General features: G+C 39.3%; 19 protein-coding genes. 6 read left to right on the top strand and 13 right to left on the bottom strand.

The window, feature by feature from the left end; all coding sequences use genetic code 11:
• The first annotated feature begins 104 nt into the window (after nucleotides 1–104).
• Both AC3ISE_RS10240 and AC3ISE_RS10235 read left to right on the top strand, forming a co-directional pair.
• A complete protein-coding gene (locus tag AC3ISE_RS10240; protein WP_489224091.1) occupies nucleotides 105–299 on the top strand; it encodes a hypothetical protein in 195 nt (64 codons plus the stop codon).
• Between the two features lie 71 nt (nucleotides 300–370).
• Complete coding sequence (locus AC3ISE_RS10235; RefSeq protein ID WP_070877351.1) at nucleotides 371–796, top strand: DUF2621 domain-containing protein; 426 nt, start codon at nucleotides 371–373, stop codon at nucleotides 794–796.
• A gap of 62 nt (nucleotides 797–858) precedes the next feature.
• Here AC3ISE_RS10235 and AC3ISE_RS10230 read toward each other — a convergent pair whose 3' ends face one another.
• The 3 genes from AC3ISE_RS10230 to AC3ISE_RS10220 form a co-directional block, all read right to left on the bottom strand.
• Nucleotides 859–1,341, bottom strand: coding sequence for a CcdC family protein (locus AC3ISE_RS10230; RefSeq protein WP_489224090.1), 483 nt, complete (start codon nucleotides 1,339–1,341; stop codon nucleotides 859–861).
• Between the two features lie 108 nt (nucleotides 1,342–1,449).
• On the bottom strand, nucleotides 1,450–1,809 hold the full coding sequence (locus tag AC3ISE_RS10225; protein WP_489224089.1) for a response regulator: 360 nt from the start codon (nucleotides 1,807–1,809) through the stop codon (nucleotides 1,450–1,452).
• Nucleotides 1,810–1,923: 114 nt separating this feature from the next.
• The gene (locus tag AC3ISE_RS10220) at nucleotides 1,924–2,631 is read right to left on the bottom strand and encodes a cytochrome c biogenesis CcdA family protein (protein WP_489224088.1); all 708 of its coding nucleotides are present in this window, start codon (nucleotides 2,629–2,631) and stop codon (nucleotides 1,924–1,926) included.
• A 268-nt stretch (nucleotides 2,632–2,899) separates the two neighbouring features.
• Here AC3ISE_RS10220 and AC3ISE_RS10215 point away from each other — a divergent pair, with 268 nt between their 5' ends.
• Nucleotides 2,900–3,079, top strand: coding sequence for an aspartyl-phosphate phosphatase Spo0E family protein (locus AC3ISE_RS10215; protein ID WP_133310952.1), 180 nt, complete (start codon nucleotides 2,900–2,902; stop codon nucleotides 3,077–3,079).
• Between the two features lie 69 nt (nucleotides 3,080–3,148).
• Here AC3ISE_RS10215 and AC3ISE_RS10210 read toward each other — a convergent pair whose 3' ends face one another.
• The 6 genes from AC3ISE_RS10210 to yneA all read right to left on the bottom strand — a co-directional run bounded on the left by AC3ISE_RS10210 (nucleotide 3,149) and on the right by yneA (nucleotide 7,494).
• Entirely contained in the window at nucleotides 3,149–3,367 is a 219-nt protein-coding gene (locus AC3ISE_RS10210; protein WP_070877347.1) for a YneF family protein, read from the bottom strand.
• 85 nt (nucleotides 3,368–3,452) lie between these two features.
• Complete coding sequence (sirA, locus tag AC3ISE_RS10205) at nucleotides 3,453–3,899, bottom strand: sporulation inhibitor of replication protein SirA (RefSeq protein ID WP_070877346.1); 447 nt, start codon at nucleotides 3,897–3,899, stop codon at nucleotides 3,453–3,455.
• Between the two features lie 140 nt (nucleotides 3,900–4,039).
• Complete coding sequence (tkt, locus tag AC3ISE_RS10200; RefSeq protein WP_489224087.1) at nucleotides 4,040–6,046, bottom strand: transketolase; 2,007 nt, start codon at nucleotides 6,044–6,046, stop codon at nucleotides 4,040–4,042.
• A gap of 175 nt (nucleotides 6,047–6,221) precedes the next feature.
• The gene (locus tag AC3ISE_RS10195; protein ID WP_070877344.1) at nucleotides 6,222–6,452 is read right to left on the bottom strand and encodes a DUF896 domain-containing protein; all 231 of its coding nucleotides are present in this window, start codon (nucleotides 6,450–6,452) and stop codon (nucleotides 6,222–6,224) included.
• Between the two features lie 63 nt (nucleotides 6,453–6,515).
• The gene (locus tag AC3ISE_RS10190; protein ID WP_489224310.1) at nucleotides 6,516–7,166 is read right to left on the bottom strand and encodes a YneB family resolvase-like protein; all 651 of its coding nucleotides are present in this window, start codon (nucleotides 7,164–7,166) and stop codon (nucleotides 6,516–6,518) included.
• A 13-nt stretch (nucleotides 7,167–7,179) separates the two neighbouring features.
• The gene (gene yneA / locus AC3ISE_RS10185; protein ID WP_489224086.1) at nucleotides 7,180–7,494 is read right to left on the bottom strand and encodes a cell division suppressor protein YneA; all 315 of its coding nucleotides are present in this window, start codon (nucleotides 7,492–7,494) and stop codon (nucleotides 7,180–7,182) included.
• Nucleotides 7,495–7,652: 158 nt separating this feature from the next.
• On the opposite strand from yneA, the gene lexA reads away from it, so the two are divergent.
• Both lexA and AC3ISE_RS10175 read left to right on the top strand, forming a co-directional pair.
• Entirely contained in the window at nucleotides 7,653–8,273 is a 621-nt protein-coding gene (lexA, locus tag AC3ISE_RS10180; protein ID WP_070877342.1) for a transcriptional repressor LexA, read from the top strand.
• A 96-nt stretch (nucleotides 8,274–8,369) separates the two neighbouring features.
• A complete protein-coding gene (locus AC3ISE_RS10175; protein WP_489224085.1) occupies nucleotides 8,370–9,827 on the top strand; it encodes a hypothetical protein in 1,458 nt (485 codons plus the stop codon).
• A gap of 69 nt (nucleotides 9,828–9,896) precedes the next feature.
• On the opposite strand, the gene glnA is transcribed toward AC3ISE_RS10175, so the two are convergent.
• The 4 genes from glnA to hflX form a co-directional block, all read right to left on the bottom strand.
• Entirely contained in the window at nucleotides 9,897–11,231 is a 1,335-nt protein-coding gene (glnA, locus tag AC3ISE_RS10170) for a type I glutamate--ammonia ligase (RefSeq protein WP_489224084.1), read from the bottom strand.
• Between the two features lie 66 nt (nucleotides 11,232–11,297).
• The gene (locus AC3ISE_RS10165) at nucleotides 11,298–11,702 is read right to left on the bottom strand and encodes a MerR family transcriptional regulator (RefSeq protein ID WP_489224083.1); all 405 of its coding nucleotides are present in this window, start codon (nucleotides 11,700–11,702) and stop codon (nucleotides 11,298–11,300) included.
• An 87-nt stretch (nucleotides 11,703–11,789) separates the two neighbouring features.
• Nucleotides 11,790–13,058, bottom strand: coding sequence for a methionine gamma-lyase family protein (locus tag AC3ISE_RS10160; RefSeq protein WP_489224082.1), 1,269 nt, complete (start codon nucleotides 13,056–13,058; stop codon nucleotides 11,790–11,792).
• Nucleotides 13,051–14,334: a GTPase HflX gene (hflX, locus tag AC3ISE_RS10155; protein ID WP_489224081.1), complete on the bottom strand. Its 1,284-nt coding sequence runs from the start codon at nucleotides 14,332–14,334 to the stop codon at nucleotides 13,051–13,053. The genes AC3ISE_RS10160 and hflX overlap by 8 nt, the downstream gene beginning before the upstream one ends.
• A gap of 181 nt (nucleotides 14,335–14,515) precedes the next feature.
• Between hflX and AC3ISE_RS10150 the strand changes: the two genes are divergently transcribed.
• Complete coding sequence (locus tag AC3ISE_RS10150) at nucleotides 14,516–15,118, top strand: trimeric intracellular cation channel family protein (protein WP_070877337.1); 603 nt, start codon at nucleotides 14,516–14,518, stop codon at nucleotides 15,116–15,118.
• The last annotated feature ends 52 nt before the right edge of the window (nucleotides 15,119–15,170 follow it).

Genomic DNA, 15,170 nt, shown 5'->3' with positions numbered 1-15,170 from the left:
AAGTTGTTTCATCAAATTTTTACAATAATAAGGAAAATAATTCTTTTTTATAGTCGTTTTTAATCATATAATGAATAAGAAACTGCTGATTAGGAGGAGCGTTTATGTCGTTACTGTATGAAATTCTGTACCTTCCCACAAATTCCGGCACAATTCGCATTGACCTGTCTTACAAGCGCTCTTTTTATATTGCACATGCAGAGCTGCTCGGACATATCTCATCAGGCAAAGACCGAAATAAACGCAATGCAATAAAAAAATCCCTGCTGGAGCTCTCAAAACAGGTTCAGTCGGGTTAAGACAACTTTCCAACCCCTTTTTCGTGGTGTATAATAAAGGCAGATTGCAGGATGGATCGGGGGTTTGAAAGATGTTAGACGGCTGGTTTTTATGGTTTATCCTTTTTTGGGTCGTTTTCCTGGCAGGGATGCTCGGAATAGGCGGATTTTTTATGTTCCGCAAATTCTTAAAGCGTTTACCTAAAGAGGATGGCAAATCAGACCTTGATTGGGAAGATTACTATATACAGCAAACAAGGCACCTCTGGGATGCAAGGCAAAAAGAACTTTTAGAAGATCTTGTTGAACCAGTGCCTGAATTATTCAGAGATGTCGCAAGAGCTAAAATTGCAGGCAAAATCGGGGAAATAGCATTAAAGGAAAACGCAGATCAAATCACTCAGGACTTGGTCATTCGCGGATACATTACAGCAACACCTAAACGAGATCATAAATTCCTGCTAAAAAGACTTAAAGAAAAAGAAATCGATCATACACCTTACAGAGCATTATTTTAAGAAAAACACAAAATTCTACTTAATCAATGAAAAAAACCCGCCGGAATCCTCTGGCGGGTTTTTCAAGTAGCCTGGATATTTGGCGGGTTGAGCTGATTTTCGAGTTTCCGGTAAGAAAGATACATGGCAATGCGCCAGGGCACAATCATTCCGAACGCCAGAATCCAGAACATACCGCTCAGTTCACCAACGTCAATCGTATTGCTCAAGTAAAATTTCAATGCGATTCTAATGATCAGCAGACCGATTAATATAAACGCAAAAGCTTTAGATCTTTTTAAATAAATTTTGTCTTCTTTCACTTCAAATGTTGATGTTTTAATTAAAAAAATAGAGAAAATACATCCAAGCGTGATCGCTTCCAAAAATTCAAGCGGAGTCACTCTGAACATAGGATGCAAAAACATCAATGCACCAGTGCTCATAAAGATAGGCGGCAAAATAATCTTTCTGGCACTTGCAGGCTTTTTAGAAGCTCTCATGCGTATCATCATGACACCTAATGCCATAACTACTGCAATAATTGTTGAGTAAATGACCAACATGATCAATCCTTTTCACGGAGTTCCTTATATTATAATATACATTAGTCAAAAATAAAAAACCATCTCGTCAAATTTCCGATGGTTCTTCGATATAAATAGAGTTTGAATTTAACCCAGAACACGATTAATGGCGTCGTACACTCTCGTTTCATCAAATGGCTTAATGATGAAATCCTTCGCTCCAGCTTCAATTGCTTCAACGACCATTTTCTGCTGCCCCATCGCTGAACACATGATAATCTTCGATTCAGGAAATTCTTTTTTAATTTCTTTTAATGCTTCAATCCCGTTCATTTCCGGCATTGTGATATCCATCGTAACCAGATCCGGCTGCAATATTTGATAAAGACGAACGGCTTCTGCTCCATTTTCAGCTTCTCCAGCAATTTCATGTCCATTGCTTGTCAGTATTTTAGATAATGTCACTCTCATAAACTTGGCATCATCTACTATCAGCACTTTAGCCATACAAGCTCCTCCTCACAGTGTTACCGAAAGAAATACTATTATTCTATGAGTTATTATATCAAAAAAAGGAGCAGAAGATAGTAAAAACGACCTAAAAAAAGAAAAAAATTAGGTCTAAAATCCTGTAAACCCTCCAAACATTCTGCTGAAGACGATAATAATCTGTGTCATCCAGTTAAAAAAGAGCATGATTCCGATCACAATCATCAGCCAGCCCCCGAATTTCATGATTTTCAAATTGTGTTTACGTATCCATCCAAGTCTGCCAATAAAAAACGCCAAAATTAGAAAAGGGATGGCAAAACCAAGCACATAAGCAAGCATGTAGAGCATAGCAGATCCAGGGTTGCTTAATGTAAGAGCGAATACGGCTGTTAGGATCGGTCCGGTGCAAGGAGTCCATCCAGCAGCAAAAGCAAGACCTATAAGAACAGAACCAAAATAACCCGATGGTCTGTTTTTCAATTCAAAACGGTGTTCTTTCATTAAGAACTTTGGCTGGAAAACACCAACTATCACTAACCCAAAGAAAATAATGAGAATCGCGCCAATCTGTCTGATTAAATCCTTATATTCAAAAAAGAATTCCCCGATAAATGAACTGCCAAAACCGAGCGCAATAAAAATAATGGAGAAGCCAAGCAAAAAGGATAGCGTGTGGAGAAAACTCCTTTTTTGCAGCATAGCATTTTCTGTTTTGATTTCACCGACCGATACTCCAGTTATGTATGATAAAAAGGCAGGATATAAAGGCAGGCAGCAAGGTGAAATAAAAGATAGAAAGCCAGCTCCAAACGCTAAAAACAAGTTCAAATCTGTCATTTGTGTAATCCTCCTCTCTTAGTTGAGTCACATTTCATTCTAGCAAATACATCCAAAGAATTATATGTTTCACTATGTGACATTTTTATGTCAATTCCTTAACATCTATGCAAAAGGATTTCTTCATGGAGCTGATACCTTTATAATAGTCATATATTAATTGATAAAATCCTTATTTTTCCTTCGAATTATTTTCCAATTTAGGATATAATAGAAATTATTAGCAAGAGGATCGGTTAGAACTTACATACAGAAAGGACAAGTTTTCGTGTCAAAACAAGAATTATTGAAACTTATTGAAAAAAAACGGGCGGAAATGATCGATATCGCAACGAAAAATGGAATTAATTCAAACGTGTCCATTCAATACAGTCAGGAACTCGATCACTTGCTGAATGAATACAATCGGTATAGCTACAGTTCAATGAAACGAATGACTTATTCTTAAAAACCATACAAAAAAGCACGCTCAGGGCGTGCTTTTTATCATATAAAAACCCCGCATCATACGGAATTTTTATTTTGCTTGATTGTTCATCATTTTCATCATTTGATTGATTTTCTTTTGGGATGGTTTCATACCCATTTGCATCATCATCATTTTTAACATTTGCTCGTTAATTGGCGGATTTTTCTTCAAGTAACTCATCATATACTGGCGAGCAATGAAAAATCCTAGTGCTACTCCAGCAATTAATGCCAGAACGCCTACTAGAATGACTACCCACAGATCCATCGTATTTCCTCCTTCATGTTGTCTATTTTACAGTGTACTAAACCATAGGATATTATACAACAAATACTCCATAATTTCTGCCTTTTTAGACAAATTTTCTTTCTTTTATCGGTTTTAGCCAGCCGTATCGTTTTGCTTCGAAATCCATAGCCAAAAAACAGGAGTCAATTTTCCTGAGTATTTCAAAAAAGATGGCTTCCATATCAAAGCTTCCAATAGAAGTGACTTCTATATATTGATCCCTTACTTGAAGCAAGGCATTCCCCTGCTTGGATTCACTGTCGATGCGGTGATGCCCTTCAATATGAGCATAATTGTATCTGTTCGTTAAACTTGATTCAATCATGTGATCTATAGATTCAGCCGAAATGGACTTCGTTACGTATCTGATTTGCTTATATAGGTGATTAAATTCCAGCTGCTCAGGGCTTGTCCGGAGATATTCCTGAAAAAGATGGAACAGTTTCGCTTCTCGGCCAAAAAAGTGGTTCGCAAATTCCTCTTCTATTAAATAGACATAATAGTGCCTCATTCTTCCACCCCTCCGAAATGACTGTTATCGTCAATTATAAGGGAATGAAGTATTAGAAATTTGTCTAAATAACAGAGGGATGCATCACTTTTTTTGTCGAAAAAGAGAGAACGATCAAAATCGTTCTCTCTCAGAGGTGATTATTGTTCAAGCAGTGCTTTTACTCTTGCCATTACGTTATCAACAGTAAAGCCGTATTCTTTCATAATTTTATCTCCAGGTGCAGATGCACCGAACTGGTTGATGGCAAGAACATCGCCTTCATCGCCTGTATAGCGTTCCCAGCCAAGCGGAGCTGCCATTTCAATCGCAAGACGTTTTTTAACCGTCTTAGGAAGAACGGAATCACGGTACTCTTTTGATTGACTTTCAAATCGGTTCCATGATGGCATGCTGACAACAGCAACATCAATACCTTCTTTAAGAAGCGCATCCTGTGCTTCAACAGCAAGGCCTACTTCAGATCCTGTAGCTAATAACAGGGCATCCGCTGTTTCCTTTTTACTTGGTGAGATTGTATATGCTCCTTTAGAAACACCATCATAGGCAGTTTCAGAGGTGCCTTTAATTGTTTTTAAGTTTTGTCTAGTAAGAACAAGTGCAGTTGGAGACATTTCTGACTCCATTGCAATACGCCATGCTGCAGCAGTTTCATTACCATCTGCAGGACGAATAACGGATAAGTTAGGCATTGCACGTAGAGAAGGAAGCTGTTCAATCGGCTCATGAGTTGGTCCATCTTCCCCAACGGCAATACTGTCATGTGTGAATACATACGTAACAGGAAGTCCCATAAGAGCTGCTAATCTGATTGCCGGACGGAGGTAATCAGAGAATACGAAGAATGTACCTCCATATACTCGCAGGCCGCCATGCAAAGCCATGCCATTTAACGCAGCACCCATTGCAAATTCACGTACACCAAACCAGATATTTCGTCCGCTGTAATCCTCAGCTGTGAAATCTGCCGCACCTTTTATCGATGTGTTGTTAGAACCCGCTAAATCAGCTGATCCTCCAAAGATATAAGGAATGTTTTTAGCAAGACCATTTAATACCTCACCTGAAGATGCACGTGATGCAAGTGCTTTTCCTTCTTCATATACAGGCACCGCTGCATCCCAGTTTTCAAGCAATTCGCCTTTAATGCCGGCGTTCAGCTGTTTAGCAAGCTCTGGATATTCTTTTTGGTAGCTATCGAATAGAGAATTCCATTCCTGCTCTTTTTTAGATCCGAATTGTTCGGCAGATTCCTTGAAATGAGCATAAACTTCATCTGGAACGTAGAAGTCTTCTTCAAATGTCCAAGCGTAAGCTTCTTTTGTCAATTTAATTTCGTCAATTCCAAGCGGCTTGCCATGTACGTCAGACTTACCTGACATATTTGGAGATCCGTACCCGATTGTTGTTTTCACTTCAATTAATGTTGGACGTGTTTCATCTTGTTTAGCGGCTTCAATAGCTTTAGAAATCTCTTCTAAATTATTGCCGTCTTCAACACGGATAACCTGCCATCCAATTGACTTAAAACGATCTTCAACATTTTCAGAGAATGAGCGGTCTAAGTCGCCATCAAGCGAAATATCATTTGAATCGTATAAAACGACTAATTTGCCAAGCTTCAGGTGTCCTGCAAGAGATGCTGCTTCGGAAGAAATACCCTCCATCAAGTCTCCATCTCCGCAAATAGCGTATGTGTAGTGATCTACTACAGGATAAGATTCTTTATTGTATGTATGTGCCAGATGACGTTCTGCCATGGCCATTCCTACGGCCATGCCGATACCTTGTCCTAATGGCCCCGTAGTTGCATCTACACCTGCAGTGTGATGGAATTCAGGGTGGCCTGGAGTTTTACTTCCCCATTGTCTGAAAGATTTAATATCTTCCATTGAAAGATCATAGCCTGATAAATGAAGCAGACTATATAAAAGCATTGAGCCATGACCTGCTGATAAGACAAAACGGTCACGGTTAAACCACTCCGGGTTTTTAGGATTATGATTCATATATTGTGTCCAAAGTGCGTAAGCCATTGGAGCTGCCCCCATAGGCATTCCAGGATGTCCTGAATTTGCTTTCTCGATTGCATCGATCGATAATGTTCGGATCGTAGCAATAGATAAGTCTTGAATTGAATGTGACATAATTTGATCATCCTTTCAGAAATAACATTCTACTTTCTTATCATAGCTGTACACTCTTTATCATACAACCATTATGCATGAAATGTAATAGTGCATTAAGATGTGTAAGAAACTATTCTAATGTATTATGTGCAAATTGAAAAGGAATACATCATAAATTGACGTATTCCTTTTGTTAATGAAGGTTTCGCTTCTTCTCATCTTTTAATTTTTGAGGTGTGACATCCGTTCCGTTTGGATCGAGGATTGTAACGCCTTTTAATGTATTTTTCATAGAACCGCGAAACACCTGCAGGTATTCCTGTCTAAGGCTTTGCTGTTCTTTTAGTTCTTCAGCTGATAATGCGGCTGATTTAGCCTTTTTGGAAAGTTCATTAATTCTGGCCATTTTTTCTTTTGAAAGCATGTTGGTAACTCCTTTTTGTAGATTCACTATGCTATCGTACTAAAAATGACCTTAAAAGACAACTTATTGGTCTCCTGACTGTTTCATATATTCCTGATATCTTCTATGTACCGTGGCCTTTGAAACATCGTGGCCGAAGCCTCTTAACGTTGCGGCGATTTCGGCAAAGGTCAGTTTGTTTTGCTTTAATCGGACAATCTCTGAAATAGGAAGCTCTTTTTTGTCTTTGCCGGGGCTTTGTTGGATATTAGAAAGGTTGTTTTGAGGCTTAAAGCCATTTTTGACTGCCCGCTGCATGCCTCTTTTGATTTTCAGATTGTGAATCTTCCTTTGGTATTCTTCTACAATGCTCACAATTTCAAGCACCATGGAATCAGCCTCTGATAGCAGAAGTCTGCCGTTATGAGTAACTGAATAAAGGGTTATCCCCTCTTTAAGCAGAAAATGAATGAGTGCAATTCTGGCATTCCCTCTTCCAAGCCTTGTTTCATCCTGGATCAGGACTGCATCCACCTGCTGATTTTTGATGCAGTCGAACAGTTCAAATATCCCGTCTCTTTCTATATCATAGCCGCTGGCCTGTTCTTCAATCACTTTTAGTATATTCATGCTGTTCTGCTCAGAAAGCTTGATTAATTCTTCCTTCTGCCTTAAAAGTGATGTTTCCTGTTCTTCTTTCACTGTGCTGACTCTGCAATAGATGATGGCGTTCAGTGTTCTCACTTCCCTATTTCTTGCTTGCTATTTGATTTACCTCATAATAAGCTGTTTTTTCAATTGGTATAAAGACTTGTTCTCCAGGTTTAATGACTGCTGTTTCCATGCCGTTTTTTTCCTGAACCCACTCGACAAAATCTGTTTTAGAGAGATTATGATGTTCTTGAAATTTGTCTGCAATGCTCCAGATGCTGTCCCCTTCAGTAACTTCTATATTTACGTAGTGATCCATGCTGTCTTTTTCACCAGTATAAGATAAAGCAAAGACAGCGACAATAACGACGATAAAAAATGAGAGTAAATAAGAAAATGATTCTTTCAACATAATCCCCACCTCGAAATAGAATGTTTGTTCGTACTTTTGATATTTTTAGTATAATGCGAACAAACGTTTCTGTCAACGGATTTTTTCGAACTTATGTTTGTATGCGCAGGAAAAACATGCTATAATCAACATAAATTACAGGACGCGAGGTGCAAAAGATGACAAAATTATCAAAAAGACAGCAGGATATCTTAAACTTCATCAAATTAGAAGTTCAAAAAAAAGGTTATCCGCCTTCTGTACGCGAAATTGGCGAAGCTGTCGGCCTTGCTTCTAGTTCAACTGTACACGGTCACCTGGCAAGGCTTGAGAGCAAGGGCCTTATCAGACGCGATCCAACTAAGCCGAGAGCTATTGAAATCCTTGAAGAAGAGACTTCACATATTCCGAGAGCAAGCGTCATTAATGTTCCGATTATCGGTAAAGTTACAGCAGGTTCACCTATCACAGCCATTGAAAACGTCGAGGAATATTTTCCGCTACCAGATACATTTGCAGCGTCAGATGATCAAGTATTCATGCTTGAAATTATGGGAGACAGTATGATAGAAGCTGGAATTCTGGACGGGGATATGGTTATTGTCAAGCAGCAGAAGACCGCAAATAACGGTGATATCGTAGTTGCCATGACAGAAGATGATGAAGCAACTGTTAAACGCTTCTTTAAAGAAAAAGACTTCATTCGCCTTCAGCCTGAAAATTCAACAATGGAACCTATTATTCTGCGAAATGTAACGATTCTCGGAAAAGTCATCGGGGTGTACCGTAATATCCATTAAAAAATCTTTGCTGCTCAGCAAAGATTTTTTATTTTGGGTTTTATGCGGTTCCACAAGGGGAAGATAATAGTTGATAAAATTTAGAAGAGGTAGCCTATGATATCTGAACTTAAACATAATGAAATGATCGTTCAGCGAACGAATTCCCAATTTGTTTTTCCTTTTTCGTGGGCTAAGGACTCCATAAAGCCTTTGACTAATGAGCTGGAAACAAACGGCTTCGAATTTTTTTCAATTGAAGATAGCAGCCAGCAGACTAAATATTACGGCGGGAGTATTGATATCCCGCATAAACGCTTAAATCATTATTTTATGCCCTACATCGAACAAATATTATTTCCGGATAAATATAAAGAGAAAGCCATAAACCGCTATTCCAAACAGTTAAATTTGGATTGCAGTCTTGAGACGGCCCGAAATTTAATTTCCATGAAGGTCCTTTCGATTGATATTTATCTTTGTCCATTCTCCATCGGCATGGTTACGATTCGAACAGAACCATATAGCAGCGGTACTGAAATTACATTAAGCGATGCACTTGATTTTATGGATCATTTCAGAGTTCTCGAACCTGCAATAACGGAGGAAAAAGGGACTGTTCTTTATTCAGGTGAAAAGCGGTTTGATAGAATTCAGGATTTTATTTTCCAGGAACTTTGCCCTTATATTGTACCCTTCATTGAAAAAAACGAAAATGATCAATCGGCCTATTTGGGCAGCCTTCCCTATTTTATTGATGAAAGAATGTTTGTATCCAGTTTTTTAATGACTGCTCCTGATGTAGAAATAACAAACAACGATTTATTTCGAATCGGCCATATGAATGGATATAATCACAATAATCAACCATATATTTCAGCAAGTAATCAAAAGTATATTGATAAATACGTGAGTGACCATGTTTATGACAGATGGTCCCCCGACAGTTTTCATATAATCAGCGACCATACCTTTACTTGTATTAGCAGAGACAGCGAAAATGAAAAACTGATAGCTGAAGAAATGTACGGCCAGCTTTATTACAATATGATTCTGCATTTATTTTATAAAATTGTCCTTTTAAAGCTTTCATACAGCTATTCACAGCTGTATATTGACCAAAAACAAGATAAAATGGACAAATTGATCAGATCGATTACGAATTTCACCGCGAAATATATTTTTTCTGAAATCAGCAGCCGTTCTGAAGGTCAAGAGCTTTCTGTCATGATGAAAGATCGCTTCAAAATTAAAACCCTTTACAAAGAAGTAAAAAACACGATGGACAGTCTCTATCAAAATCAGGAAAAGCTTGCAAGCAAGCGTCATAATGCATTATTGTTGATCTTAACGACCTATACCGTTATTTCAGGGATTTACGGAATGAATCTGGTGATTGAAGACTGGCGTGGAAAAATTGAGTGGAGTAAGCTTGCTGGATATTCTATCTTTGAATATATTTCCCTCGTTGTAGCTTTATCTGGTATTGCGGTAGGAAGTGTGCTTGCGGGACTTGCAATCATGAGACTGCTTAAAGACTATCTTGATAAGCGAAAATCGGAAAACCTCGACTGATTTATTCCGAATTTTCAACTGAATGAATGAATAAAACCCCTCAGCATCTGCTGAGGGGTTTTAGCGGTATTAATATTGAGACATATACTGTTCTCTTTCCCAAGGGTGAACTTGAGTTCTGAACATATCCCATTCAATTTCTTTTGCTTCCATGAAGTGTTCGAACAAATGCTCTCCAAGTGCATTGATGATGACTTCATCTGTTTTTAATAGGTCAAGAGCTTGAGCAAGTGTAGCAGGAAGATCAACGATTCCGTTTTCTACGCGCTCTTCTTTTGTCATTACATAGATGTTGCGGTCGATCGGTTTTGGAGCGGCAAGCTTGTTTTTGATTCCGTCAAGACCTGCTGCAAGCAATACAGACATTGCTAAGTATGGGTTTGCAGAAGGGTCAACGCTTCGTACTTCTACACGAGTGCTTAGACCGCGTGAAGCTGGAATACGAATTAACGGACTTCTGTTTTGTGCTGACCATGCAACGTAGCAAGGTGCCTCGTAGCCTGGAACTAAACGCTTGTAAGAGTTAACTGTCGGGTTAGTAACAGCCGTAAAGTTCGGTGCATGCTTAATGATGCCGGCGATGAAGTGTTTAGCTGTATCGCTTAATTCAAGGTCGCTGTTTTTGTCATAAAACGCATTTACGCCGTCAGTGAACAATGATAAGTTCATGTGCATTCCGGATCCGTTTACACCAAACAATGGTTTTGGCATGAATGTAGCATGCAGACCGTGTTTGCGGGCAATTGTTTTAACAACAAGTTTAAACGTTTGGATGTCATCACATGCTCTTACTGCACCGGCATATTTGAAATCAATTTCATGCTGTCCAGGAGCTACCTCATGGTGAGATGCTTCGATTTCAAAGCCCATCTCTTCAAGTTCAAGCACGATGTCGCGTCGGCAATTTTCCCCAAGGTCAGTAGGAGCTAAGTCAAAGTAGCCGCCATGATCATTTAATTCAAGAGTAGGTTCGCCTTTTTCATCAAGTTTGAATAAGAAGAATTCAGGCTCTGGTCCAAGATTGAAATCCGTGAATCCAAGGTCTTCCATTTCTTTCAGCATACGTCTTAAATTGTTACGAGGGTCTCCGTCAAATGGAGTTCCATCCGGGCTGTAAATATCACAGATAAAACGAGCTACTTTTCCTTTTTCAGAAGTCCATGGGAAGATAACGAATGTATCGATATCAGGGAAAAGATACATATCAGACTCCTCAATGCGGACGAAGCCTTCGATTGAAGATCCATCAAACATACATTTGTTGTCTAAAGCTTTTTCAAGCTGACTTACCGGGATCTCAACATTTTTAATTGTTCCCAGAATGTCCGTAAACTGCAAACGGATATATTTTACGTTTTCTTCTTGTACTAATCGTACAATATCTTCTCTCGTATACTTTGCCATTTTGAAAAATCCTCTCCTAACAATACCAAGATATATTTATTTTAATTTAAGTGAAGCTTACGTTCATCAGTGAAAAAATCTCGACATATCACCCTGTCTGAGAGATGATCTTTGAAAACGCCCTGCCTGCATAAGCTCAGCTTTCAGCAATTTTCGCAGTTCAGCATCAGAAAGATCCGGTTTTTCCACTTTCTTAGGTTGTTCATCATTCGGCAATTCAAATCGTTCATCTTTTTTAGAAAAGATTTGCTTTATGCCTGCCATATTGACGCCTTGTTCAATAAGACTTCTGATTTCAAGTAGTGTGTCTACATCATTAAATGAAAATAATCGTCTGTTTCCTTCTGTTCTTGCAGGAAAAATCAGGCCATTTTCTTCATAATATCGGATTTGTCTGGCAGAGAGATCTGTCAGCTGCATGACAATTCCGATCGGGAATAAGGGCATCGTGCGTCGAATTGTATCACCCATTGTATTCCCTCCTTTTCTTAACTTATTCTTATTATATTCCATGTCATATAATGTGTCAACAACATGTTAGGAAAAATGACATTGAATTTAAATATGGATTAGTTCTTTTTGCAGTAGATGGTCTATAGCTGAACATATGGCAATTTTCACATGGGAATAAGTTAATCCTCCCTGCACATAGGCTGTAAAGGGCGCCCGCAGCGGTCCGTCTGCTGATAGTTCAATGCTTGCACCCTGAATAAATGTACCTGCAGCCATTATGACGTCATTCTCATAGCCCGGCATATAACTTGGGTATGGCGTGACATGTGAGTTAATTGGGGATGCGTACTGAATGGCCTGACAAAAAGCAACCATTAAATCCGCCTGATTAAATTGAACCGATTGAATTAAATCAGTCCTGACAGCATCCCAGGAAGGATTAGTATTGAGCCCAGCCATTTCAAGGATTGCCGCGGTAAATACTGCCCCTTTAAGAGCTTGTGCGACTACATGAGGCGCAAGGAAGAAGCCCTGATACATTTCCTGAAGACTGTATAATGAAGCACCCGCTTCTGCTCCGATGCCCGGTGATGTCATTCTGTATGAGCATGCCTCAATTAAATCCGTTCTTCCTACTAAATAACCTCCTGTCTTAGCGAGTCCGCCGCCGGGATTTTTAATTAAAGAACCCGCCATTAAGTCCGCACCTGCATGACACGGTTCAAGCTCCTCCACAAATTCCCCGTAGCAATTATCAACGAAAACAACAATATCTTTCTTAATTGATTTGACAAAATCAATCATTTCTTTAATTTCAGCAATTGTGTATGACGGCCTAGTTGCATAACCTTTTGAACGCTGAATGCCGATCATTTTTGTTTTGTCTGTTATTGATGCTCTGACTGCTTCGAAATCAACGCTTCCGTCGCCTTTTAGATCCACTGCCTTATAGCCAATTTTAAATTCACTGAGCGAACCGACTCCGCTCCCGCGAATTCCAACAATCTCTTCAAGGGTATCATATGGTTTTCCAGTTATGTAAAGGAGCTCATCAAATGGACGAAGAACTCCAAACAAGGCGATTGAGATTGCATGTGTGCCAGAAATAATTTGAGGACGCACAAGCCCCGCTTCTCCCCCAAAAACATCAGCGTATATTTTTTCAAGAGTGTCCCGCCCGTGATCATCATACCCGTAGCCTGTTGAGGGAATAAAGTGCGAATCACTGACTCTGTGATCTCTGTAGCTTTTTAGAACACGATATTGATTGATCTCCATTTTTTCGTCGATTTCTTTATGAACCTGAGCGATTTTTTCTTCTGCCTGTTTAGATAGCTGTGATATTTTCTCACCAAATTTTAGTTGTTTAAACATTGCTGCTGCCCTTTCTATTGTACATCTGAATATGCCCGGCAACTGAGTGTGCGGTCAAATAATGTCCTTGTATTTCGTAGTGATTTGTTTCTTCATTAAATATGAAATGCCCGACCATCGTTTCAGTCTTTATAAGCGACAGCAGTCTGCCTTCACTTGCAGGAACTTCAATGCTGAATGGCTCCATTTGTTCGACTGAAACAGATTGTATCTTCTTTTTAAGAAGACTTATGTCACTCTCACTGAAAGCACTGATTTGAACATGTTCAGCTTTTGGCGATGGAACGAACTCAACTGACTGCTTATCTTTTTTATTGTATACAGTCAGAACCGGTATGGCTGAAACCTTCAATTCATCAAGCAGCTTGTATACCGTTTTTTCATGATTTTGATAGTCATCGTTTGAACTGTCAACGATATGCAGAATCAGATCTGCTTCCTTCACTTCTTCTAAAGTAGAACGGAATGCTGCAACTAACGTAGTCGGCAAATCCTGAATAAACCCAACGGTATCTGTAAGCAAGGCTTGATACCCCGAAGGCAGCGTCATTTTTCTTGTCATTGGATCTAATGTAGCAAACAGTAAATCCTCTTCAAATGTGCCTGCGTCTGTAATTCTGTTAAAAAGAGTGGATTTGCCTGCATTGGTATAGCCTACGAGAGCAATTTGGAATGCCTGATTCTTTTTTCGTCTTTCGCGGTACCGATTGCGGTGGCTCACTATAGCAGAAAGCTGCAGTTTGATTTCATGTATCCGGCTTCTAATATGTCTTCTGTCTGTTTCAAGCTGAGTTTCACCTGGTCCTCTAGTACCGATTCCTCCGCCTTGACGGGATAGATTTATACCTTGTCCGCTCAGTCTCGGCAATAAGTATTGAAGCTGGGCAAGTTCAACCTGCAGCTTGCCTTCTCTTGATTTGGCACGAGTCGCAAAAATATCAAGAATTAATTGCGTCCGGTCGATTATTTTTATATCAAGTGCAGCTGTCAAATTTCGCTGCTGGCTTGGGGAAAGCTCATCGTTAAAAATAATTAAATCCGGTTCAAGTTCTTCTGATAGAGCAATCAGCTCCTCAACTTTGCCTTTTCCTATGTATGTAGCCGGATGTATTCTTTCTCTCTTTTGAGACAGCTGAATCATCACTTCACCATTTGCTGTTTTCGTTAATGAAGCAAGCTCGCTCATCGTATATTGAAAGGCCTCGTCATCTAATTTAGGAAGCTGACAGCCAACCAGAATGACTTTTTCGATTTCAGAATATATGTTCTCTTTCAAACGTGTATCATCCTTTTCAGCAATAATTTTGCACTACCATCATAACAAAAAAAACAGGAATTCACTAATTGTTTCCTATATAGAAAGGTTTATGAAAGAAAATGGTTGCATTTCTCCATAACGCCATATAAAATCAAGACGGTTACATCTTGAGAGCGTATTAGCAAAGGGGATTCAGGCCATGACTTGGGAAGTATTAAGCATCATTGGAACGATTGCATTTGCTGTCAGCGGAGCGATTGTTGCGATGGAAGAAGAATATGATATTTTAGGGGTATATATATTAGGAATCGTTACCGCATTTGGAGGCGGTGCAATCAGAAATTTGCTGATCGGGGTTCCGGTATCTGCGCTTTGGGAACAGGGAATGCTTTTTCAAATTGCTTTGATTGCAATGACAACCGTTTTTTTATTTCCAAATAACTTACTTAAACACTGGCAGAAATGGGGAAATCTTACGGATGCCATTGGATTATCCGCATTTGCCATTCAAGGTGCCCTATATGCGACACAAATGAATCACCCTATAAGTGCAGTTGTTGTAGCCGCTGTCTTAACGGGCAGCGGAGGCGGAATCATCCGTGACCTTTTGGCAGGACGCAAACCGCTTGTGTTAAAATCAGAAATTTACGCAGTTTGGGCAATCCTTGCCGGTCTTGTCATCGGATTTGACCTTGCCGAGTCTGCCATACAACTATACACCTTATTTGTATTGCTTGTGGTATGCAGAGTGCTCTCTTATACGAATAAATGGAGTCTGCCGAATAAATCCCTGCATCATTAAGATAAGAAGCATGTCCTTGATCATTTCTAATCAGAATAAATAAATGCTTACA

The sequence above is a fragment of the Metabacillus sp. KH_069 genome (assembly GCF_057838075.1).
The sequence above is the reverse complement of the archived record's forward strand: the minus strand, read 5'-3'. Positions and strand labels throughout refer to the sequence as shown.

Bases quoted from the DNA above. Each gene is read 5' to 3' on its own strand.
- AC3ISE_RS10240 (WP_489224091.1), top strand. From the start codon at position 105: ATGTCGTTACTGTATGAAATTCTGTACCTTCCCACAAATTCCGGCACA.
- AC3ISE_RS10235 (WP_070877351.1), top strand. From the start codon at position 371: ATGTTAGACGGCTGGTTTTTATGGTTTATCCTTTTTTGGGTCGTTTTC.
- AC3ISE_RS10230 (WP_489224090.1), bottom strand. From the start codon at position 1,341: ATGTTGGTCATTTACTCAACAATTATTGCAGTAGTTATGGCATTAGGT.
- AC3ISE_RS10225 (WP_489224089.1), bottom strand. From the start codon at position 1,809: ATGGCTAAAGTGCTGATAGTAGATGATGCCAAGTTTATGAGAGTGACA.
- AC3ISE_RS10220 (WP_489224088.1), bottom strand. From the start codon at position 2,631: ATGACAGATTTGAACTTGTTTTTAGCGTTTGGAGCTGGCTTTCTATCT.
- AC3ISE_RS10210 (WP_070877347.1), bottom strand. From the start codon at position 3,367: ATGGATCTGTGGGTAGTCATTCTAGTAGGCGTTCTGGCATTAATTGCT.
- sirA (WP_070877346.1), bottom strand. From the start codon at position 3,899: ATGAGGCACTATTATGTCTATTTAATAGAAGAGGAATTTGCGAACCAC.
- tkt (WP_489224087.1), bottom strand. From the start codon at position 6,046: ATGTCACATTCAATTCAAGACTTATCTATTGCTACGATCCGAACATTA.
- AC3ISE_RS10195 (WP_070877344.1), bottom strand. From the start codon at position 6,452: ATGCTTTCAAAAGAAAAAATGGCCAGAATTAATGAACTTTCCAAAAAG.
- yneA (WP_489224086.1), bottom strand. From the start codon at position 7,494: ATGTTGAAAGAATCATTTTCTTATTTACTCTCATTTTTTATCGTCGTT.
- lexA (WP_070877342.1), top strand. From the start codon at position 7,653: ATGACAAAATTATCAAAAAGACAGCAGGATATCTTAAACTTCATCAAA.
- AC3ISE_RS10175 (WP_489224085.1), top strand. From the start codon at position 8,370: ATGATATCTGAACTTAAACATAATGAAATGATCGTTCAGCGAACGAAT.
- glnA (WP_489224084.1), bottom strand. From the start codon at position 11,231: ATGGCAAAGTATACGAGAGAAGATATTGTACGATTAGTACAAGAAGAA.
- AC3ISE_RS10165 (WP_489224083.1), bottom strand. From the start codon at position 11,702: ATGGGTGATACAATTCGACGCACGATGCCCTTATTCCCGATCGGAATT.
- AC3ISE_RS10160 (WP_489224082.1), bottom strand. From the start codon at position 13,058: ATGTTTAAACAACTAAAATTTGGTGAGAAAATATCACAGCTATCTAAA.
- AC3ISE_RS10150 (WP_070877337.1), top strand. From the start codon at position 14,516: ATGACTTGGGAAGTATTAAGCATCATTGGAACGATTGCATTTGCTGTC.